We start from the raw sequence: 19,451 nt of genomic DNA, 5'->3' as shown, positions 1-19,451 counted from the left end.
ACGGGACAGGTCTAATTTATCAAAAGAATAAAACTATCCTTTTATTTTTTCGTTGGATTTACTAGGCAATACATCAAATCCCATATTATAGAGTATGAAACCAAATGTATCTGCATATTGTTCTATGGTTTTACTAACAGGTGTTCCTGCGCCATGTCCTGCATCTGTTTCGATTCGTATTAAAGTTGGGTTGCTTCCTGTTTGCTTGTCTTGTAATTCGGCAGCAAATTTAAAACTGTGTGCTGGCACCACTCTATCATCATGATCACCTGTGGTTATCATCGTTGCTGGATATTGTACGCCTTCTTTTACGTTGTGTACAGGTGAATAGTTTTTAAGATATTCAAACATTTCTTTGTTATCTTCTGCTGTTCCGTAATCATAAGCCCATCCAGCTCCTGCTGTAAAGGTATGGTAACGCAACATGTCTAATACACCAACTGCAGGTAGCGCCACTTTCATTAGATCAGGACGTTGCGTCATGGTTGCTCCAACTAATAAACCACCATTAGAACCTCCTCGTATTGCTAAATAGTTGGAAGAAGTATATTTATTTTCTATTAGGTATTCGGCAGCAGCAATAAAGTCATCAAATACATTTTGTTTTTGCAATTTTGTTCCTGCTTTGTGCCATTCTTTTCCATATTCTCCACCACCACGAAGGTTTGGAACCGCGTAAATTCCGCCTTGTTCCATCCAAACCGCATTGGCAATACTAAAAGCTGGGTTTAAGCTAATGTTGAATCCGCCATAACCATAAAGAATGGTTGGGTTTTTTCCGTTGCGTTCTACACCTTTCTTGTAGGTGATTATCATAGGTACTTTGGTTCCATCTTTAGAACTGTAAAACACCTGTTCACTGGTATAGTTTTCTGGATTGAAATCGATGTTTGGTTTCCAGTATAATTCGGATACACCAGTATCTATATTGAATTTATAAATACTGGCAGGTGTATTGTAATTTGTAAAGGAATAGTAATCTACTTTCTCTTCCTTTTTTCCACCAAAACCACCAGCATTTCCTACTCCTGGAAGTTGGATGTCTCTAATGAATTTTCCTTCGTAATCATATTGCTTTATTTTTGAAATAGCATCTACCATGTATTCCGTAAAGAAATATCCACCTCCTTTTGAAGGACTTAAAACATACCCCGTTTCTGGAATTAAATCTACCCAATTATCTGGTGTTGGATTAGTTGCGTCCACAGTTACTATTTTTTGATTGGGTGCATTTAAATTGGTAACTAAGTATAACTTGCTTCCAATATTATCTATAACATAGGTGTCACTATCTGTATGATCTATAATGGTTACTAATGGATTTTTTGGATTGGATAAGTCTTTGATATAAAGTTTGTTTCCAGAGGTAGAAACTCTTGGTGAGATTAATAAGTATTTATCATCTTCGGTAACGCTTCCATAAATATATCTGTGTTTTTCGGAAGGAGTACCACCAAAAATAAGTGCATCTTCTTTTTGAGGAGTGCCAAGTTTGTGATAGTATACTTTATGCTGATCTGTTTTTGCAGAAAGTTCGCTTCCTTTCGGTTTATCATAACTGGAGTAATAGAACCCTTCGTTTTTATACCAAGACATACCGCTAAATTTAATATCGACTAAAGTGTCTTCCGTAATTTCTTTGGTTTCGGTATTCAGGATTAAAACTTTTCTCCAATCGCTTCCTCCTTCAGAAATAGAATATGCCAACGTTTTTCCATCTTTAGAAAAGCTTGTACCTCCTAAGGAAACGGTACCATCTTCCGAAAAATTATTAGGGTCTAGAAATACTTCAGCAGTATCTGGATTACTTCCTTTTTTATGTCTGTAAATGACATATTGGTTTTGCAAACCATTGTTTTTGTAAAAATAAGTGTAATCTCCTTCGGTAAATGGAGCGCCTACTTTTTCATAATTCCAAAGTTTTTCAAGACGTTCTTTTAGTTCGTTTCGATATGGAATATGGTCTAAATACCCGAATGTTGCTTGGTTTTGCGACTTAACCCAGTTTTCTGTTTCTGTGCTTTTATCGTCTTCAAGCCAGCGGTAAGGATCTTTTACATCTACACCAAAATAGTTTGTAATAGTATCTGCTTTTTTTGTTTCTGGGTAGTTAACAGAAATGTTTCTTTCTACTTGTTTCTTTTCTTCTTTACAAGCCATTATGGTAATTAGTGTAATTAAACAAAGGGTTATTTTTTGCATTATATGTAAAATTTAAATCGGTATAAAAATAGCATAAAAAAAGCTCTAATAAATGAATAGTAGAGCTTTTAAGAAAGATTTATCGTTTTACTCCTTGATTAATTTTTGTGTTTTGTGCTTTCCGTCTACGGTAATTTTTAAGATATATATTCCAGAATTTAATTTGGACACATGAATAGTATTCTCTTTTAAGTTTCCGTTTAAAATTTGTTTTCCTGTTATATCATATATCGTATACACAGCATTGTTTAATTCTATGGAAGAATTAATCGTAACCAAATCTTTTGCAGGATTTGGATAGATATTAAGGTCGGCTTCTAGCACATTATTATTTACACTAAGCGGGTTTTCACCCTCAATAACTGTGATAGTTTCATTAATATTTGGATTGAAAATTACATCTACTGTTCCAGAAGGCCAAGTAATAGTTAGGTTTGTAATTTCTGTGTCTGTTCCAAGTCCAAAATGCGCATTTAAAGTACTCATATATTGAAAACCTTCACCACTTCTTACATCTCTAATTTGATTTCCGGAAGGGGTTTGTATTTTAATTCTTGCGCCAATACCATTCGCATTACTTATATTTCCTTGCGTTCTTATTTTAATCCAATTATTATCATTCGGATTATTTAAATACAAACTTCCTCTAAATACATCTAGAAATCCATCATTATTAAGATCTCCAATAGCGCCACTTGGGGGCATACCACTATTCATAACAGAGAAAGAATTATCTCCATTATTTAGTAAAATTCTTCCGTTCGATAAAATATCGACATAACCATCATTGTTAAAATCTGCCGGAGCATTTTCAATTCCGTAAGGAGCGTCGCCTACATTTGCAGCAGCAGTAGCATCTGAAAAAGTACCATCTCCATTATTTATCATGTATTTGTGTCCTCCATCAGAACCAGAACTTGCACCAATATAGGCATCCATATCGCCATCATTATCATAATCTGCCCAAGCTGAAGACCAGGTTTGTACAGGATCTGCAAGGTTTACTCCAGGATCTCCAGCAACATTGTTAAATACACCATTACCATCATTTCTCCAAAGTTCATTAATTTTATGAGTAACGTTTCCTCCTCTGCATTTGGCAATAAACATATCGGAATCCCCATCATTATCATAATCTACCCACACCGTTCCATAGTTTCCGCCATTGGGATGTACTCCTAATCCATTTGGTAAAACACCAGCAGAAGCTCCTTGATAATAATCTAGTCCGCCAGCTCCATCATTAATAAAGTATACGTTTGGCTCGACATCATGACAAACAAATGCATCTAAATTTCCATCATTATTAATATCGACAAAATTAGACCGTTGCGAGAAAACATAATCGGAGGTATTAAACGTTTGCGAATATGCAGTACCATCGGCATTGGCTGTTATAAAGGATACGCCGTTTCCAGCAGCATATAATAAATCGTTGTAGCCATTACCGTCTAAATCACCAGCCGCGATGCTCCATCCTGGACCATAATTAGCAGGTGCAGAATAAACAACTTCATCAAAACAACTACCATCGTTTTGGTAGGTTATATTAAGTGTAGAGGATGATGCCGCAATTAAATCATCTAGGCCATCACTATTCATGTCTACTACCGCATAACTTGTTCCAGACATCGAAATACTATTATCTTGTGTAAATATAAAAGTTCCAGGTGTTGGCGGTGTGTTTTCTGTTGAAAACGGGATGCTGACCCAAGAACTAAAACCACTTCCGTCAAGACATTGCCCTCTAACATAAGCCTCGTAATTAGAATTAGTGGATAAAGCAGTAACCACATATGGGTTGTTAGTAGCTGTTGTTGTTCCAGAAGTTGGTATTCCAGAGCCTAATGTTTGTATTGCAATTTGATAAGAAACCTCATCACTTCCTGGAGTCCAATATATATCTGCGGTATTTTCTGTTAAATTACAAGCTCTTAAGTCCGCAATGTTTGGGCAATTAGGAGGTGGTACCGAGGAAATATTTGGAGAATCGAAACAAATTCCATAACCAAAAGAATCGTTGTCATCATAATAAATTCTATATCTAAAGTTTTGAAGCTGATTACTCGTAAAACTTGAAAAGTCTAATTCACCGCTGTTAAAAGCTTGAGACACACCAGCACAATAATCTACAATTGGCGCATTTGCTGTGTCATTGGTATATGTTGCTCCCCAATTTACCCAAGCATTCGCATCTGCATTCCAGTATTGCATCTGTAACGATTCATTATCATAAACGTTAAGAACATAAGTAGCGGATACAATTAAGGTTGTTTCTCCAGCATTAAATGCGTTCGTTAAATTAATGGTAGGAGATTGTACTCCTATATTATTATCTGAACTTCCACCTCCTTCGTCGTCGTCAAAAGAAAAGCTTGAAGCTCCTCCAGCTACCGTTGGGTTTCCAGTAAATATTAGAGGTGCTGGATTATAAGTGCCATCTAAATCCCAATTCGTGTTTGGCCAGTTTGCATTTTGGTTTAATACTTGACCTGTAGCAAAAAAGCTACATAGAATTAGTATAAGTACAAGTGTAATTTTTTTCATTTTTTTTGGTTTTAGTTACATTGTATAGTTAATGAGTTTATCCACGCTTCAACTAATTGAAGCCCTTCAATATGTCTAAGTGTTCTGCCTAATAGTGGCATTCTAATAGATTCTTCTGTTTCGTTTAATCTATAGAACAATACAGATTTTCTTATGTCTCGTGGTTCTACGATATGTGTTAATCCACCATCAATATTGTCATCTGGCACAACGCAAACCCCAAAATTTGTAGGGTTTGAAGTAGCATCGAAATTGAATCGAATAGGTCTATAAGCACAATGTGATTCTTCTGAATGGCAATGCGCGCAATTAATATCTAGATAGGCTCTTGCTCTCAAAGATGATGAAAGTGTTTCGTCTTCCCAATTAGGAAGTGTTGTTATATTAGAAGGATAGTTTTCTGCTAAGTAGCCAAATGCTGCCCATTTTTGTAATTGATTAATCGCTCCATTTCCATAATTATAAGCGATATTTAAATTTCTAGGTTTTGGGCCAATGGGTATAGAAGTGTCTCCTGTTTTGTGGCAAGTATGACATTGCGATGCGCTTGGTATTCTGTATTCTACGTGCTTTGTTTCTGCCCCTTCATTCCAGTCTGTGGGTACTACACCTCCAGATAAGTCGAAAATAGCTTCCGTTTGCGTGTCGTTCCAAATGTAATTTAAAAAGCTCCAACCATCTGCTTTATTGATCAGTAATCTAGTTTCTATTAGCTTTGTTTCATTACTAGGTAGCACGTTATTGTAATAGAAGTTTTTAATTAAGATGGTGCCAATAGGAAATTTAAGAATGTTATCGTCACCATTGTATGCTGCTTTCACATTTTTAGGCATCCAGATAAAGCGTTTTTTTTGTGCATAATCTGAAAAAAGAGCGGAACTTAAATCGTAGGGTAATACACCATATACTGGATTTAGGTTTTTTATATCTCCTTCAAAAAAATGATACTCAGAAAGTGTGGCATATGGTACTTGCGTAATATCAAAAACTACAGGTGAAATTTCTGGTTCTTCGTTTGGAATATAATTATCATCTGCCCCACAAGAATAAAAAAGTGTGCAGAGAAAAAAACAATAAAAAACAGAAAGTAAATTTTTAGCCATAGGTTTAAAAATGGCTATTAAGATAGTGCTTTTTCTAGAAACTAAAGATTAAACAAGTTGAATTACAGTAATTTATCTGTAAAAGTTGCTTTGCCGACTTAAACCAAATGATTTTCTACTAAATACTCAGCAATCTGAACCGCATTAGTTGCAGCACCTTTTCGTAAATTATCTGCAACAATCCACATGTTTAATGTATTGGGTTGTGTTTCATCTCTTCTAATTCTACCAACAAAAACGTCATCTTTTCCGTGTGCAAAAATTGGCATTGGATAGGTGTTTGTAGCTGGATTATCTTGAACAACAATACCTGAAGATTCACTTAGTAGTTGTCTAACGTCTTTTAAATCGAAATCTTTTTCAAACTCTACATTCACCGATTCTGAATGTCCACCAGCAGTTGGTATTCTAACAGCGGTTGCGGTTACAGAAAAAGTTCTGTCATTAAATATTTTTTGAGGTTCTCTAGCGAGTTTCATTTCCTCTTTTGTGTATCCGTTTTCTTCAAATACATCACAATGTGGTAATGCATTTCTGCCAATAGGATATGGATAAGCCATTTCTCCTTCAATTCCGTTTATTTCATTTTCTAATTGCTGTACCGCTTTAACTCCTGTACCAGAAACCGATTGATAGGTAGAGATAACAACGCGTTTCATTTTGTATTTAGCGTGTAATGGCGCTAATGCTAATACTAATTGAATAGTAGAGCAATTAGGGTTTGCTATAATTTTATCTTCTTTAGTAAGTTCTTTTGCATTAATTTCTGGAACTACTAATTTTTTTGTTGGATCCATTCTCCAAGCAGAAGAATTATCTATAACTACCGTTCCTACTTCTGCAAATTTTGGAGCCCAATCTAAAGAGGTGCTTCCTCCTGCAGAAAATATTGCAATGTCTGGTTTCATGTCTACAGCTGTTTGTAAACCAACAATGGTATAGTTTTTTCCGTGGAATTCAATTTCTTTACCAACAGATCTTTCCGATGCAACAGGAATAAATTCTGTTACTGGAAAATTACGTTCTACTAGTACTTGTCTCATCACTTCGCCAACCATTCCTGTGGCACCAACTACAGCTACTTTCATTTTAATACAATTTAGTATGCAAAATTATAGCATTTATTAATGCAAACACTTAATATACAAGGTTTTTTTTGTTAAAAATAGGGAGTAAAAAAAGCCCCATTTTAAATAAAAGGAGGCTTTTTTAGTAATTATATGAATATTATATAATTATGGTGTTTTTATTAAAATAGATTACTTTTTTAATAAATCTCTAATTTCTGCAAGTAAATCTTCTTGAGATGGTCCTGCAGGAGCAGCAGCTTCTACTGGTTTTTTAGTTTTATTGTATGCTTTTACAAGTAAGAACATTACAAAACCAACTACTAGTAAGCTAATAATAGTGTCAATCCATGCGCCATATTCTACAGCAGCAACACCTGCTTCTTTAGCAGCAGCAACAGTTTTGTATACTTCATCCCCAGGAGTCCAAAAGTTGTCAGAGAAACTTTTTCCTCCAGTTACTAAACCAATAAGAGGCATTGCAATTTTAGATACAAATCCGTTAATAACCGCGCCTAAAGCTCCAGCCATGATTACCGCAACTGCGAAATCAATAACGTTTCCTGTCATAATGAAATTCTTAAATTCTTTTAACATGATATGTGTTTTATAGTTAATTATTTAATGTAAAATTAGTTAAAATTTTAACAAAATATAAGAATTTAATTCGCTACAAGCAGTTTTTAACGATGAAATACTCTTTTTACACGTTGAGATATAGAAGTTAGTAACTCGTAAGAAATAGAATTGGTTTTATTTGCTAAAATTTCGGCAGTTGGGTGCTTTCCAAAAACAATAACTTCATCTCCTTCATTACAGTTTAAATTGGTTACATCTACCATGATCATGTCCATACAAACATTACCTACAATAGGCGCTTTTTGGTCGTTTATAGTAACAAAACCAACGCCATTTCCATATTGTCTACCAATACCATCTGCATGACCAATTGGTATGGTTGCCGTGTTTGTAGTTTTAGTTGCTGTATATGCTCTGTTATAACCCAAAGATTCTCCTTTATTTATAGTGTGAATTTGTGAAATGACAGATTTAAGGGCAGAAATAGGTTTAAAATTTTGGTTCTCTTTTTCCGAATTACCAAAACCATATAAACCAATTCCACTTCTAACCATATCAAAATGTGCTTCTGGATAATTTAATATTCCGGAAGTATTGCACATATGAAGTAAAGGCTGATATTCTATTTTTTTACTGAAAATTGCAGCAATATTTTTAAATTTCTCTATTTGATTTAAAGTAAACTCCTTTTCATTTAAATCTTCGCTAGCAGCTAAATGCGAAAAGATAGAGGTTACTTTTACCGAAGCATTACTTTTTAATAGCGGAATGATTTCATCTATTTCTTCGGCATTAAAACCTAATCTATTTAATCCGGTATTGAATTTTATATGAATAGGATAATTTTGTTGTTTTTCTTCGGCAGCAACCGCTATAAATTCTTTTAAAATTTTAAGGCTATAAATACTGGGTTCTAAACAACGATCCAAAAGGGTTTGAAAATTTACAGACAGTGGATGTAATACCAGAATTGGTTTAGTAATTCCTGCATCCCGAAGCGCAACACCTTCGTTAATATAAGCTACTGCAAAATAATCGACATCTAGATCTTGAAGATGTTTTGCTACTTCTTCCGCATCGCTACCATAAGCAAAGGCTTTAACAACAGCTAAAAATTTGGTTTTAGGTTGAAGCTTAGATTTAAGATGTTTGTGGTTATGGGAAAGCGCTTTTAAATCTATTTCAAGGGTTGTTTCTTGAACTTTAGACATTGGGTTTGTTTTCTTTAGTAGAAACCTCTTCGGCATCTTCCACTTTCATAGATTTTATTTTTTCACGCATAGTAGCTTTGTAGTATGCAGCACGACTTAAAGGTTCATATTCTTCTGTTTCACCAAGTAAAACCAACTTGTCATTCAGTGATTTTCTAAAACTGTATTGTGCCAAATTACCGGTTCTTGTACAAACAGCATGTACTTTGGTAACATATTCTGCTGTTGCCATAAGGTTTGGCATTGGTCCAAAAGGATTTCCTTTAAAATCCATATCTAAACCGGCTACAATAACACGAATACCTTTGTTTGCTAAATCGTTACAAACACGTACAATTTCATCATCAAAAAACTGTGCTTCGTCAATACCAACCACATCACAACCGTCTGCTAAAATAGGAATATTAGCAGCTGCTGGAACTGGAGTAGAGCGAATTTCGTTAGCATCGTGAGATACTACCATTTCTTCGTCATAACGCACATCTATAGTTGGTTTGAAAATCTCGACTTTTTGCTTTGCAAATTGTGCGCGTTTAAGTCTTCGAATTAGTTCTTCGGTTTTACCAGAGAACATGGATCCGCAGATTACTTCAATCCAACCAAATTGTTCTTTTTGATTTACTGTATTTTCAAGAAACATTTTGTAATTTTATCACTGCAACGAAACTTGTTTTTCGTTTGCATAAAGGTGGCGCAAATTTATTAAAAATCAAAAGGCTAAATTGCATTATATTCGAAAAATAAAAATTAATATGTCATGAAGAAGAAGTTAGAATCTGAATTAATGAGTATTGCTCATAGAATTTTAAAACTAAAAGGAAAAGAAGATGTGAATAGAATGCATGAAGAAGTTGCTTCGCTTTATGAAAAACTGACTGTTTTAAAGTTTGCACAAGAAAACTTTGAAGATAGTTTACCAACCATTGGAAACGATTCTTCTTTTTTCGGAATGTTAGATACCGCTTTTAATAATAAAGTGAGTGATAATATAGAGATCGAAGATAGAACCTATATTAACATGGATGAGAATGAAAATGAGCCTATCATGGAGCATGCTACTGAAAAAATAAAAGATATCGTTGCGCAAATGCCTAGCGAGACACATCAAATAGATGATTTTTTAGAAACTGTAATTCCAAAAACACAATTTCATAAAAACGATTTTGAAGAAATTACTGCCGACTTCACCGAAATGCCTGTTTTTGAAAAAGTAAATAAAACCAACGAAAAAAAATCGCTAAACGAAAAACTTAAAGTGGGTGCTTTGCAAATTGGATTAAACGATAAAATAGCTTTTATAAAGCATCTTTTTGATGGTAAAAATGAAGATTACGAACGCGTAATTTCACAAATAAATACCTCTGAATCTTTTGCAGATGCACAAAATTTTATTCAAAACATGGTAAAACCAGATTATAACAATTGGATTGGTAAAGAAGATGTAGAAGCGCGTCTTTTAGAACTTATTGAAAGCAAGTTTGAATAATGAGTAAATTATATATTGTACCAACGCCAATAGGTAACCTTAAAGATATCACCTTTAGAGCTGTCGAAATTTTAAAAGAAGTAGATCTTATTTTAGCGGAAGACACTAGAACTTCAGGTAAACTCTTAAAGCACTTTGAAATTGGCACGCATATGCAAAGCCACCACATGCATAACGAGCATAAAACGGTCGAAGCATTAATTCAAAAATTAAAATCGGGAATTACTATTGCTTTAATTAGTGATGCAGGAACTCCGGCGATTTCAGATCCTGGATTTTTACTAACCAGAGCGTGTGTCGAAAATGGTATTGAGGTAGATTGTTTACCAGGAGCAACAGCATTTGTACCAGCATTAGTAAATAGTGGTTTGCCAAATGATAAGTTTGTTTTTGAAGGCTTTCTACCAGTTAAAAAAGGACGTCAAACTCGCTTTTTGATTCTTGCTGAAGAAACTAGAACCATGATTTTTTATGAAAGTCCGCACAAGCTAATAAAAACACTTGCTCATTTTTGCGAATATTTTGGGGAAGAAAGACAAGTTTCCGTTTCTAGAGAATTAACTAAACTATATGAAGAAACGATTCGTGGAACCGCAAAAGAAGTTTTAGAGCATTATACTAATAAACCACCAAAAGGCGAAATTGTAGTTGTGGTTGCCGGAAATTCAAAAAAATAAATTTCTCTTTTTGTTTTTATGAAAAGCATTGGAATAGCTAAATATGGACATCCATACATTCAAAAATAAATTAAAAACAACACCAGAATCTATTGCGTTTTCGGAAACGATGGAACTTATTGAAGCGCAGTATATATTTACACCAAAAGCCTTTAAAAATGGAGATTTGGAAAACGAAGAAGGACAAAATTCTGGATCTTGTAAATTGTTTGCTTTTGCAAAATCCGAAGGTTTATCTAAAGAAGAAACTTTAGCTTGTTTTGGCCAATTTTATTTTGAGGATGTATTAAAAAATCCAAATGGTGACGGACATCAAAATATTAGAAACTTCCTAAAAACTGGATTTGAAGGTTTGCATTTTGACGGTGCTCCTTTGGTGAAAAAGTAAAAATGTTATTTTTTATTACATGGAAGATTTACTACATAAAATAAGACAATGTGATATCTGCGAAGCACATTTACCACTTGGTCCAAGACCAATAGTAACAGCAAATCCGAAAGCCAAAATAATAATTATCGGACAAGCGCCAGGAACGAGCGTGCATAAAACAGGAATTGCATGGAATGATCCTAGCGGAAGACAATTACGAAAATGGTTGGGCGTTACCGATGAAGATTTTTATGATGAAACCAAATTTGCCATAATGCCCATGGGTTTTTGTTATCCGGGAAAAGGGAAAACAGGAGATTTACCACCAAGAAAAGAATGTGCTCCTCAATGGCATGAGGCACTTTTAAAGGAAATGCCAAATTTAGAGTTGGTGATATTAATTGGTCTGTATGCGCAGAAGTATTATTTACAAGAAGACGCTAAAAGAACACTAACCGAAACGGTTGTTAATTACAAAGGATATTTGCCAAAGTATTTTCCTATGCCGCATCCTTCACCAAATAATCGATTCTGGAAGAGTAAGAATCCTTGGTTTGAGGTAGATGTTGTTCCTGAGTTGCAGAAGGTAATTCAGAAGATTTTATAAAACAAAAACCTCACTATCTCTAGCAAGGTTTTCCTTTTTTTTTCTAAAATGAAATGTTAAATATTTATTTAAGCAGATTCCTGCCTTCGCAGGAACTACACGTGTTTCCCAACTTCAAATCCATGTTTTCCTAAAAATTGATTTCCGCTTTCAATAGCGTCTCCTTCCAAAGTGGTTCCCATAGAATCATTCCATCGGTTTAAATAACCAAATAAGGAAACAACACCAAGCATTTCTACAATTTCACCTTCGTCCCAGTGTTCATGTAAACGTTTTTGTATCGTTGCATCTACAGCATTTGGAACTTGACTAGCGGCTAAACTAAAATCTAAAGCCGCACGTTCTGCTTCGTTAAAAGCAGGATGTGTTCTGTATTCCCAAATATTATCTAGTTGTTCTTGTTCTGCACCATAACGTTCTGCGGCGCGAATAGCATGTGCTTGGCAATATCTACATCCAGTAGCATTACTGGAAACCCAAGCAATCATACGTTTTAAGGCGGAGGTTACTCTTCCTTCATTAGCCATAACGGCTTTATTTAAATTTATAAAAGCCTTGCTAATCGCAGGGCGACGTTGCATGGTTAATACAGAGTTCGGGCAAAACCCAAGTGTTTCATTAAAGAATTCTGCTAGCTTTTTGGTTTCTAAATCGTGGTCTGCAGATAATGGCGTAACTAATGGCATAATATTTTATTTAGTAGTATTTTTGAAGGTACAATAAACATCTTCTCATAGAATCTAACTTTGTTAGAATAAATAGATAGATGTAGATTGTGTCTTATTTATTAAAATAATCTTACACAAGAAACAAAAAAATCTTATAATATGTCTGATAAAATTACAACCATTTGGAATGGAAACATGCTTTTCGAATCTGATAATCCAAGTGGACACACTGTGCTAATGGATATTAGTAAAGAAAATGGAGGGAATAGTTCAGGCTTACGTCCAAAAGCAATGATGTTATCTTCTTTAGCAGGATGCTCTGGTTTAGATGTGGTTTCTGTTTTAGATAAAATGAAAGCTTCTGTGGAAGGTTTTTATATGACCGTTGAAGGAGAACTAACAGACGAACATCCAAAATATTATCATACTGTAACTGTAGAATATCATTTTACGGGTAAAGATTTAAACGAATCTAAAATTAAAAAAGCAGTCGATTTATCTGTAGATAAATACTGTGGTGTTATGGAAATGTTTCGTCAGTTTGCAACAGTAAAAACATCTATTCATTATCATAATAAGTAAATGATTGCATTTAATTTTTCTGAAGAATATATTTTAGAAGATGAAGTGGTACTGCTTCGTCCTTTAAAAATTTCGGACGTAAATCTTTTACTTGCCATTTCTGAAGAGCCTAATATTTGGGAGTATTCTTTTGTAAAAGGTAATGGGAAATTAAATCTCAAAAAATATATTACTTCAACCATTGAAGCTAGAAACAACCAAAAAGAATATCCTTTTATTGTTATCGATAAAAGAACCAATGAAGTTGCAGGTTGTACAAGATTTTGCGATATAAATAGCGACTTTAATGCAACTAGATTAGGTTTTACTTGGTATGGTGAAAAATTCCAAGGAATAGGATTAAATAAACATTGCAAGTATGTATTGTTTCAATTTGCTTTTGAAAAGATAGGATTTGAACGTATTGGTTTAGGTGCTTATGCAGATAATGTAAGAAGTATTGCTGCGATGAAAAGTGTTGGTTGCGTGGAAGAAGGTAGATTTAGAAGTCTGTTTCCTGCAGAAAATAGTAAAGATAGAAGCGATGCTGTTTTATTTAGCATTTTAAAAGAAGAATGGAAACGTTCTAAAAAAGAAGCACTCCAATTAAAGTTGATGCATTCTATAAAATAAATAGCGAAAATTTTCTATATTAGTATATGCGTTGGACATTAAAACCAAAACCGGAAGCAAAAAAACTAGAAGCTCTACAAAAAGCACTGCAAGTAGATGAGGTGGTTGCTGCTTTACTTTTACAAAGAGGAATAGAAACCTATGAAGAGGCGAAAACCTTTTTTAGACCAAACTTAAATGATTTGCATGATCCATTCTTAATGAAAGATATGGATAAAGCAGTGGCAAGAATTGAAGCCGCTTTTGCTAAAGGTGAAAATATATTGGTATTTGGCGATTATGATGTAGATGGTACGTCTTCTGTAGCATTAATGTCTTCCTATTTAAAAACTAGAATCGATAGTGTTGCAACGTATATTCCAGATCGTTATGAAGAAGGTTATGGTGTTTCTTACCTCGGAATTGATTTTGCAAATGACAATGATTTCTCCTTAATTATCGCTTTAGATTGTGGTGTAAAAGCCATCGATAAAGTGGCATACGCAAAAGAAAAAGGTGTTGATTTTATTATTTGTGATCACCACAGACCGGGAGATAAATTACCCGATGCGGTTGCTGTTTTAGATCCTAAAAGAGAAGATTGCAAGTATCCGTATAAAGAACTTTGTGGTTGTGGTGTTGGATTTAAACTCATTCAGGCTTTAGCTTCCAAAGAAAATAAAACCGTAGAAGATCTCACCGAATATCTAGATTTGGTAGCTACCGCAATTGGAGCAGATATTGTTCCTATTACAGGAGAAAACAGAGTGCTTGCGTATTTTGGAATGCAAGTTATTAATGCCAATCCGAGACCAGGAATTCAAGCCATTATCAACCAAGTTAAAAAAACAAACCTCACCATTACAGATGTAGTTTTTACCGTTGCGCCAAGAATAAATGCAGCGGGAAGAATGAAGCATGGTAATTATGCGGTTACTTTATTAACCGAAATGGATTTTCCTTTAGCGGAAAAATATGCCGCCGAAATAGAAGAATTTAATACCGACAGAAAAGATGCAGATCGACGAATTACAGAAGAAGCTCTGGAGCAAATTGAAGAACAAAAAGAACAGGAAGGTTTTACTACTGTTGTTTACCATGAAACTTGGCACAAAGGCGTTATTGGTATTGTGGCTTCTCGATTAATTGAAACCTATTATAGACCAACATTAGTTTTTACTAAAAGTGGCGATAAATTGGCAGCTTCGGCACGATCCGTTTCTGGTTTTGATGTGTACAATGCCTTGGAAGCTTGCGCGGAACACATCGAACAATTTGGGGGTCATAAATATGCTGCAGGTTTAACACTGAAAGAAGAAAACTACGAAGCTTTTAAACAGGCTTTTGAAGATGTCGTTTCTAAAACGATAGACAAATCCTTATTAACACCAGAAATTAAAATCGACAGACAGATCGATTTACATCAAGTGAATGATAAATTAATGCGTATTATGCGTCAGTTTGGACCTTTCGGACCAGGAAATATGACACCAATTTTTGTTACCGAAAATTTAAAAGATACCGGTTACGGAAAATGTGTTGGTGAAGACGATAAACATTTACGAATTACAGTAACCCAACCAAAAGCAAATAAAATGGTTTGTATTGGTTTTGGCTTAGGAAACAAAATAGATTTAGTAAAAGATAGAAAACCATTTAAAGCAGTCTATTCTGTGGATGAAAATGAGTGGAAAGGAAATGTCTCACTACAATTAAAATTAAGAGATATCAAAGCATAACTTATGGCAAAAAAAGATCCGTATGCAGCATTGCGAATTAAAGAGTTTAATATTTTTTTACTAGTTCGTTTTGCATTAATCTTTGCATGGTCTATGCAATTTATAGTAATAGAATGGCAAGTGTATGAGCTAACAAAAGACCCTTTATCTCTTGGTATTATTGGTTTAATGGAAATTATTCCAGCATTAGCCATGGCACTATTTGCAGGTCATATTGTAGACCAAAAAGAAAAACGAAATCTGCTTGCAATTTGTATTGCTGCTTTTTCGTTAATTAGCTTTTGCCTTTTCTGGTTAACCTCTCCAGAAGTTATTAGCTCTTGGTCTAAAAAGAGTATTCTCTATACTATTTACGGACTGGTGTTTTTTGGCGGATTTTTACGTTCCTTTTTCGGGCCAACCATATTTTCATTAGTTGCTTTAATTGTACCTAAAAAAATATATGCGAATGCCGCAACATGGAATAGTTCTACTTGGCAAATGTCTCGTGTTTTAGGTGTTGCTTTTGCCGGGTTCTCCATTGGTTGGCTTGGTGTACATTATTCTTTATGTATTGTTTTTGCACTCGTTTTAGTTTCCTTAGTATTCTTATTTCAAATAAAAAGGAAGCCTATTCTTAACGATAAAATTGGGGAGCCAATGATGCAAAGTTTAAAAGAAGGTGTACATTTTGTTTTTAAAACAAAAGCTGTTTTAGGTGCTTTAACATTAGATATGGTCTCCGTATTATTTGGGGGTGCAGTTGCTTTGTTGGCTATTTTTGCGCAAGATATCTTAAAAGTTGGACCACAAGGATTTGGTATTTTAGTTGCAGCACCATCCGTTGGTGCTTTTATAACCATGTTAATTACCGCGTATATACCAATTAGTAAAAATGCAGGAATGAAATTATTGGTCGCTATTTTTGGTTTCGGAATATGTATTGTTATTTTTGGGCTATCTACTTCATTTTGGTTGTCGGTTGGTGCTTTGTTTTTTAGCGGTGTCACCGATGGCGTTTCTATGGTGATACGTCAAACTATTTTACAAATTAAAACACCCGATAATATGCGAGGTCGTGTGTCTTCGGTAAACTCTATGTTTGTAGGTTCTAGTAATGAACTTGGTGCTTTTGAAAGTGGTGTAACAGCGAAACTTATGGGAACAGCAACGGCAGTTGTTTTTGGAGGAACCATGACCTTAATTACTGTTATTACGACTGCAATTGTTTCGCCTACGTTTAGAAAATTAGATTTAACCAAGGATATTGAGGAACACGAAAACGCAGAATAATTTGAAATCTATGCACAGCAATAAAAAGGAAGTTGCTTTTTTATTTAAAGTATATATCTTTGCGGCATGATACGTAAAGTAAATAAAGCAGTTAAAATTGCTTCTGAAAGGGAAATCGTTATATCCTCCATAAAAGTAGCTATAGTTGTTGGCTGCGTTTTGAATTTGATAAATCAAGGCGAAAAACTTATTGCTTTAGATTTTAAGCAATTAAATCTTTTAAAGTTTTTTGTGACTTTTTCAGTGCCTTATATGGTTTCTACTTATGCCTCGGTAAAGGTGAAATTGGAGCGTGATAAACAGTAACCTTTTTTTAAACCCATACATATTTTGGGCTTTCTTCTCTAAAACCTCGTTTGTTTTTAATACATATGTAATGAACTAAGCATACCTCATGTTTACTTTGGTATTTTTTTTACACTAATTATTATAATTATGTAAAAAAACTTAAAATGAAAATACGCTCCATTACAACATATTGCTTATTAATAGTAATACTTTCTACTAGTACATTGCAGTCGCAAGAAGCAAGTGTTGAAAAATCACTTTACGGAATCCAAACAGGGTTTTGGGGAGTTTGGGGATATAATGAATCCAAATTAAACTCGAAATGGGTGCTGCGTACCGAGTTAGGTTTGTTTGATTATTCGGGTACTATCGATGGATTATTTTTAGCACCAGTAATTTCTTTAGAACCACGCTGGTATTTTAATTTAGAAAGCAGATTAGCGAATGGGAAACGAATAGATGCAAATAGCGGTTCTTTTTTAGCGTTTCAATTAAGTTTGAAACCAGATTTTTTCAGTTTACCAAAGCGTGAAGATGCCGGTAGTGAAAACCCTAGTATTTCTTTTATCCCAACTATTGGAGCTAGGAAGAATATTGGCAAAAATTTTAATTTCGAATTAGGGTTTGGTTTTGGAATAGGATATTTTAGTAAAGGAGGTGGTAGTATTAATGCTTTTTTAGTAGATAACTCAGAAAACAATGATGGCACAGGAGATACTACGTATGGTAATGATGATTTTTTTGGAACTTCTGTTAACCTGCATGTACGAATAGGTTATAAATTATAGTAAACATCTATTTTTTATATTTTTTTGAATTGGATTTTATCAATAAATAAGGAATTCCGATACCAATAGAAATATAGAAAAAGATGTTCTGTAGATTAGCATTTTCTAACCATTTGGAAGCGAAATAACCAATGATAATTAAAATAGCCATACCAAACATCACATCTCTAAAAAGGGTTGCAATGCCTTCTATATGGTACTTTTCTTTTTCTTCTTTAGTCAAGGTATTGTAACCTGCAATTAAAAAATAGCATTTTCCGTACTTTATTAATGCACCTAAAAGAATAAATATAAAAGCAGTTATAAGCATGATTTTATGGATTATAGGTTTTTAAAATCATATTTTCCCCATCAAAAACACCATAGGTATAATATTGAATCCAATCGCCAAGATTCACGTATTTTGCGTTGTTTTCTAGGTCTATATCTAAAGGAAGATGTCTATGACCAAACACAAAAAAATCGCTGTGCTTATCTTCTAGTTTTCGTTTGCAATATTGTACCAACCATTCGTTATCATTCCCTAGAAATTTAGCGTCATCATCACCAGAAATAAGTTTGTTTTTTACCGATAGGTATTGTCCGATTCGCATGGCAAAATCTGGATGTAAAACACGTTTAAAGAACCATTGGCATATTGGGTTGGTAAATACTTTTTTCATGCGTTTGTAGCCTTTATCTTCTGGACCTAAACCATCGCCATGACCAATAAAAAAAGTTTTATTGTTAAAGGTAAATTCTTTTGGTTTGTGATACACCGGAATGTTTAGTTCTTCTTCAAAATAGCCATCCATCCATAAATCATGATTACCAACAAAGTAGTAGATTGGTATTCCGGAATCGGATATTTCGGCAAGTTTCCCTAAGGTTCTTGTAAAGCCTTTTGGAACTACGTTTTTATATTCTACCCAGAAATCAAACATATCTCCTAAAAGAAAAATAGCTGCTGCATCTTTTTTCACGTGATCTAACCAAGCGACAAACTTTTTTTCGCGAGGTAAAGAGGCTTCTTTTGTAGGAGCTCCTAAATGATTATCGCTTGCGAAATATATTTTTTTTCCTTCTGGAATTTGCATACTGTAAATATAAAAAATGTTTGTTAGTTAACTGGATGCCGCGTTAAGGATGGAGCAATTGTTGGAGCTCCTTGCAAAGAGCGACTTGCGAAAGCCTGACCTTTAGGTAACGCCATAATGATTTAATCATTACAGATTATCACTAGCATACCACTCTGCATAAGAGCTAGTTGTTTCTGACAGTTTTAGAGAATGTAATTTTATGTTTTCTGGCAAACGTCTTTTTATTTTGGCAGCAAAGTCTATCACCATCATTTCACTCGTTGGCTGGTAGTCTACCAAAAGAACATTGTGGTCTCTAGCAGATAATTCTTTTGCTAGTTCTAGATGTGGCGTGTTTTTATTAAAAACGGTCGCGTGATCAAAAACTTCGACAATATCTTCTTTCACTATTTTTTTTAGATCGCTAAAATCGATAACCATCCCAAATTTTGCATTGGTAGCATCTGTGATTGGCTTACCAATAACGGTTACAAATAATCTGTAGCTATGGCCATGTACGTTTTTACACTTACCGTCATAACCATAAAGCGCGTGTCCTGTCTCGAAAGAGAACTGTTTTGTAATTCTAATATTACTCATTGTTTTGTGCATTTCG

The 19,451-nt window shown here is 34.3% G+C and carries 21 protein-coding genes; 10 read left to right on the top strand and 11 right to left on the bottom strand.

Going from position 1 to position 19,451, the window contains the following annotated elements:
• Window positions 1–33 precede the first annotated feature (33 nt).
• The 7 genes from ACVCXO_RS15440 to ACVCXO_RS15410 all read right to left on the bottom strand — a co-directional run bounded on the left by ACVCXO_RS15440 (window position 34) and on the right by ACVCXO_RS15410 (window position 9,349).
• Window positions 34–2,202 (bottom strand): prolyl oligopeptidase family serine peptidase, encoded by a 2,169-nt coding sequence (locus ACVCXO_RS15440; protein WP_452230490.1) that lies wholly within the window; start codon window positions 2,200–2,202, stop codon window positions 34–36.
• 87 nt (window positions 2,203–2,289) lie between these two features.
• Window positions 2,290–4,749, bottom strand: coding sequence for an FG-GAP-like repeat-containing protein (locus ACVCXO_RS15435; RefSeq protein ID WP_452230489.1), 2,460 nt, complete (start codon window positions 4,747–4,749; stop codon window positions 2,290–2,292).
• An 11-nt stretch (window positions 4,750–4,760) separates the two neighbouring features.
• Entirely contained in the window at window positions 4,761–5,852 is a 1,092-nt protein-coding gene (locus tag ACVCXO_RS15430; RefSeq protein WP_452230488.1) for a hypothetical protein, read from the bottom strand.
• A 98-nt stretch (window positions 5,853–5,950) separates the two neighbouring features.
• The gene (locus ACVCXO_RS15425) at window positions 5,951–6,940 is read right to left on the bottom strand and encodes an aspartate-semialdehyde dehydrogenase (RefSeq protein WP_452230487.1); all 990 of its coding nucleotides are present in this window, start codon (window positions 6,938–6,940) and stop codon (window positions 5,951–5,953) included.
• A gap of 171 nt (window positions 6,941–7,111) precedes the next feature.
• Entirely contained in the window at window positions 7,112–7,516 is a 405-nt protein-coding gene (gene mscL / locus ACVCXO_RS15420) for a large conductance mechanosensitive channel protein MscL (protein ID WP_452230486.1), read from the bottom strand.
• 86 nt (window positions 7,517–7,602) lie between these two features.
• Window positions 7,603–8,709 (bottom strand): alanine racemase, encoded by a 1,107-nt coding sequence (gene alr, locus ACVCXO_RS15415; protein WP_452230485.1) that lies wholly within the window; start codon window positions 8,707–8,709, stop codon window positions 7,603–7,605.
• A complete protein-coding gene (locus ACVCXO_RS15410; protein WP_452230484.1) occupies window positions 8,702–9,349 on the bottom strand; it encodes a thymidine kinase in 648 nt (215 codons plus the stop codon). The genes alr and ACVCXO_RS15410 overlap by 8 nt, the downstream gene beginning before the upstream one ends.
• A gap of 117 nt (window positions 9,350–9,466) precedes the next feature.
• Between ACVCXO_RS15410 and ACVCXO_RS15405 the strand changes: the two genes are divergently transcribed.
• Genes ACVCXO_RS15405 through ACVCXO_RS15390 form a run of 4 tightly spaced genes read left to right on the top strand, consistent with a single transcriptional unit; the run spans window position 9,467 to window position 11,849 of the window.
• On the top strand, window positions 9,467–10,195 hold the full coding sequence (locus tag ACVCXO_RS15405; RefSeq protein WP_452230483.1) for a hypothetical protein: 729 nt from the start codon (window positions 9,467–9,469) through the stop codon (window positions 10,193–10,195).
• Window positions 10,195–10,872, top strand: coding sequence for a 16S rRNA (cytidine(1402)-2'-O)-methyltransferase (rsmI, locus tag ACVCXO_RS15400; protein ID WP_452230482.1), 678 nt, complete (start codon window positions 10,195–10,197; stop codon window positions 10,870–10,872). Before ACVCXO_RS15405 ends, rsmI begins: the two co-directional genes overlap by 1 nt.
• Before the next feature lie 43 nt (window positions 10,873–10,915).
• Window positions 10,916–11,260, top strand: coding sequence for a HopJ type III effector protein (locus tag ACVCXO_RS15395; protein ID WP_452230481.1), 345 nt, complete (start codon window positions 10,916–10,918; stop codon window positions 11,258–11,260).
• A 19-nt stretch (window positions 11,261–11,279) separates the two neighbouring features.
• Window positions 11,280–11,849: a uracil-DNA glycosylase family protein gene (locus tag ACVCXO_RS15390; RefSeq protein WP_452230480.1), complete on the top strand. Its 570-nt coding sequence runs from the start codon at window positions 11,280–11,282 to the stop codon at window positions 11,847–11,849.
• A 95-nt stretch (window positions 11,850–11,944) separates the two neighbouring features.
• On the opposite strand, the gene ACVCXO_RS15385 is transcribed toward ACVCXO_RS15390, so the two are convergent.
• A complete protein-coding gene (locus tag ACVCXO_RS15385; protein ID WP_452230479.1) occupies window positions 11,945–12,535 on the bottom strand; it encodes a carboxymuconolactone decarboxylase family protein in 591 nt (196 codons plus the stop codon).
• Window positions 12,536–12,676: 141 nt separating this feature from the next.
• Here ACVCXO_RS15385 and ACVCXO_RS15380 point away from each other — a divergent pair, with 141 nt between their 5' ends.
• From ACVCXO_RS15380 to ACVCXO_RS15355, 6 genes are all read left to right on the top strand, one after another.
• Entirely contained in the window at window positions 12,677–13,099 is a 423-nt protein-coding gene (locus ACVCXO_RS15380) for an OsmC family protein (protein WP_452230478.1), read from the top strand.
• Window positions 13,100–13,711: a GNAT family N-acetyltransferase gene (locus tag ACVCXO_RS15375; protein WP_452230477.1), complete on the top strand. Its 612-nt coding sequence runs from the start codon at window positions 13,100–13,102 to the stop codon at window positions 13,709–13,711. It begins immediately after the preceding gene.
• Between the two features lie 26 nt (window positions 13,712–13,737).
• The gene (gene recJ, locus ACVCXO_RS15370) at window positions 13,738–15,429 is read left to right on the top strand and encodes a single-stranded-DNA-specific exonuclease RecJ (protein ID WP_452230476.1); all 1,692 of its coding nucleotides are present in this window, start codon (window positions 13,738–13,740) and stop codon (window positions 15,427–15,429) included.
• A gap of 3 nt (window positions 15,430–15,432) precedes the next feature.
• Window positions 15,433–16,701, top strand: a complete 1,269-nt coding sequence (locus tag ACVCXO_RS15365; RefSeq protein WP_452230475.1) for an MFS transporter — start codon at window positions 15,433–15,435, stop codon at window positions 16,699–16,701.
• A 66-nt stretch (window positions 16,702–16,767) separates the two neighbouring features.
• Entirely contained in the window at window positions 16,768–17,007 is a 240-nt protein-coding gene (gene nrtS, locus ACVCXO_RS15360; RefSeq protein WP_452230474.1) for a nitrate/nitrite transporter NrtS, read from the top strand.
• A 146-nt stretch (window positions 17,008–17,153) separates the two neighbouring features.
• Window positions 17,154–17,777 (top strand): hypothetical protein, encoded by a 624-nt coding sequence (locus ACVCXO_RS15355; protein ID WP_452230473.1) that lies wholly within the window; start codon window positions 17,154–17,156, stop codon window positions 17,775–17,777.
• 7 nt (window positions 17,778–17,784) lie between these two features.
• Here the strand turns inward: ACVCXO_RS15355 and ACVCXO_RS15350 are convergent, their stop codons facing one another.
• The 3 genes from ACVCXO_RS15350 to ACVCXO_RS15340 form a co-directional block, all read right to left on the bottom strand.
• Complete coding sequence (locus ACVCXO_RS15350; RefSeq protein WP_452230472.1) at window positions 17,785–18,087, bottom strand: DUF3784 domain-containing protein; 303 nt, start codon at window positions 18,085–18,087, stop codon at window positions 17,785–17,787.
• Window positions 18,088–18,091: 4 nt separating this feature from the next.
• On the bottom strand, window positions 18,092–18,853 hold the full coding sequence (locus tag ACVCXO_RS15345; RefSeq protein ID WP_452230471.1) for a UDP-2,3-diacylglucosamine diphosphatase: 762 nt from the start codon (window positions 18,851–18,853) through the stop codon (window positions 18,092–18,094).
• 129 nt (window positions 18,854–18,982) lie between these two features.
• Window positions 18,983–19,435 (bottom strand): 6-pyruvoyl trahydropterin synthase family protein, encoded by a 453-nt coding sequence (locus ACVCXO_RS15340; RefSeq protein ID WP_452230470.1) that lies wholly within the window; start codon window positions 19,433–19,435, stop codon window positions 18,983–18,985.
• Between the last annotated feature and the right edge of the window lie 16 nt (window positions 19,436–19,451).

The organism is Lacinutrix sp. MEBiC02404 (assembly GCF_053601575.1).
Note: the sequence above shows the minus strand (reverse complement) of the source record. Positions and strands in the feature narration are given on the sequence as shown.

Excerpts from the sequence above, each read along its gene's own strand:
- ACVCXO_RS15430 (WP_452230488.1), bottom strand. The coding sequence starts at position 5,852 with ATGGCTAAAAATTTACTTTCTGTTTTTTATTGTTTTTTTCTCTGCACA.
- ACVCXO_RS15410 (WP_452230484.1), bottom strand. The coding sequence starts at position 9,349 with ATGTTTCTTGAAAATACAGTAAATCAAAAAGAACAATTTGGTTGGATT.
- ACVCXO_RS15435 (WP_452230489.1), bottom strand. The coding sequence starts at position 4,749 with ATGAAAAAAATTACACTTGTACTTATACTAATTCTATGTAGCTTTTTT.
- ACVCXO_RS15385 (WP_452230479.1), bottom strand. The coding sequence starts at position 12,535 with ATGCCATTAGTTACGCCATTATCTGCAGACCACGATTTAGAAACCAAA.
- nrtS (WP_452230474.1), top strand. The coding sequence starts at position 16,768 with ATGATACGTAAAGTAAATAAAGCAGTTAAAATTGCTTCTGAAAGGGAA.
- ACVCXO_RS15405 (WP_452230483.1), top strand. The coding sequence starts at position 9,467 with ATGAAGAAGAAGTTAGAATCTGAATTAATGAGTATTGCTCATAGAATT.
- ACVCXO_RS15395 (WP_452230481.1), top strand. The coding sequence starts at position 10,916 with ATGGACATCCATACATTCAAAAATAAATTAAAAACAACACCAGAATCT.
- mscL (WP_452230486.1), bottom strand. The coding sequence starts at position 7,516 with ATGTTAAAAGAATTTAAGAATTTCATTATGACAGGAAACGTTATTGAT.
- alr (WP_452230485.1), bottom strand. The coding sequence starts at position 8,709 with ATGTCTAAAGTTCAAGAAACAACCCTTGAAATAGATTTAAAAGCGCTT.
- ACVCXO_RS15380 (WP_452230478.1), top strand. The coding sequence starts at position 12,677 with ATGTCTGATAAAATTACAACCATTTGGAATGGAAACATGCTTTTCGAA.
- ACVCXO_RS15425 (WP_452230487.1), bottom strand. The coding sequence starts at position 6,940 with ATGAAAGTAGCTGTAGTTGGTGCCACAGGAATGGTTGGCGAAGTGATG.
- rsmI (WP_452230482.1), top strand. The coding sequence starts at position 10,195 with ATGAGTAAATTATATATTGTACCAACGCCAATAGGTAACCTTAAAGAT.
- ACVCXO_RS15365 (WP_452230475.1), top strand. The coding sequence starts at position 15,433 with ATGGCAAAAAAAGATCCGTATGCAGCATTGCGAATTAAAGAGTTTAAT.
- ACVCXO_RS15345 (WP_452230471.1), bottom strand. The coding sequence starts at position 18,853 with ATGCAAATTCCAGAAGGAAAAAAAATATATTTCGCAAGCGATAATCAT.
- ACVCXO_RS15340 (WP_452230470.1), bottom strand. The coding sequence starts at position 19,435 with ATGAGTAATATTAGAATTACAAAACAGTTCTCTTTCGAGACAGGACAC.
- ACVCXO_RS15375 (WP_452230477.1), top strand. The coding sequence starts at position 13,100 with ATGATTGCATTTAATTTTTCTGAAGAATATATTTTAGAAGATGAAGTG.
- ACVCXO_RS15440 (WP_452230490.1), bottom strand. The coding sequence starts at position 2,202 with ATGCAAAAAATAACCCTTTGTTTAATTACACTAATTACCATAATGGCT.
- ACVCXO_RS15355 (WP_452230473.1), top strand. The coding sequence starts at position 17,154 with ATGAAAATACGCTCCATTACAACATATTGCTTATTAATAGTAATACTT.
- ACVCXO_RS15350 (WP_452230472.1), bottom strand. The coding sequence starts at position 18,087 with ATGCTTATAACTGCTTTTATATTTATTCTTTTAGGTGCATTAATAAAG.
- ACVCXO_RS15390 (WP_452230480.1), top strand. The coding sequence starts at position 11,280 with ATGGAAGATTTACTACATAAAATAAGACAATGTGATATCTGCGAAGCA.
- recJ (WP_452230476.1), top strand. The coding sequence starts at position 13,738 with ATGCGTTGGACATTAAAACCAAAACCGGAAGCAAAAAAACTAGAAGCT.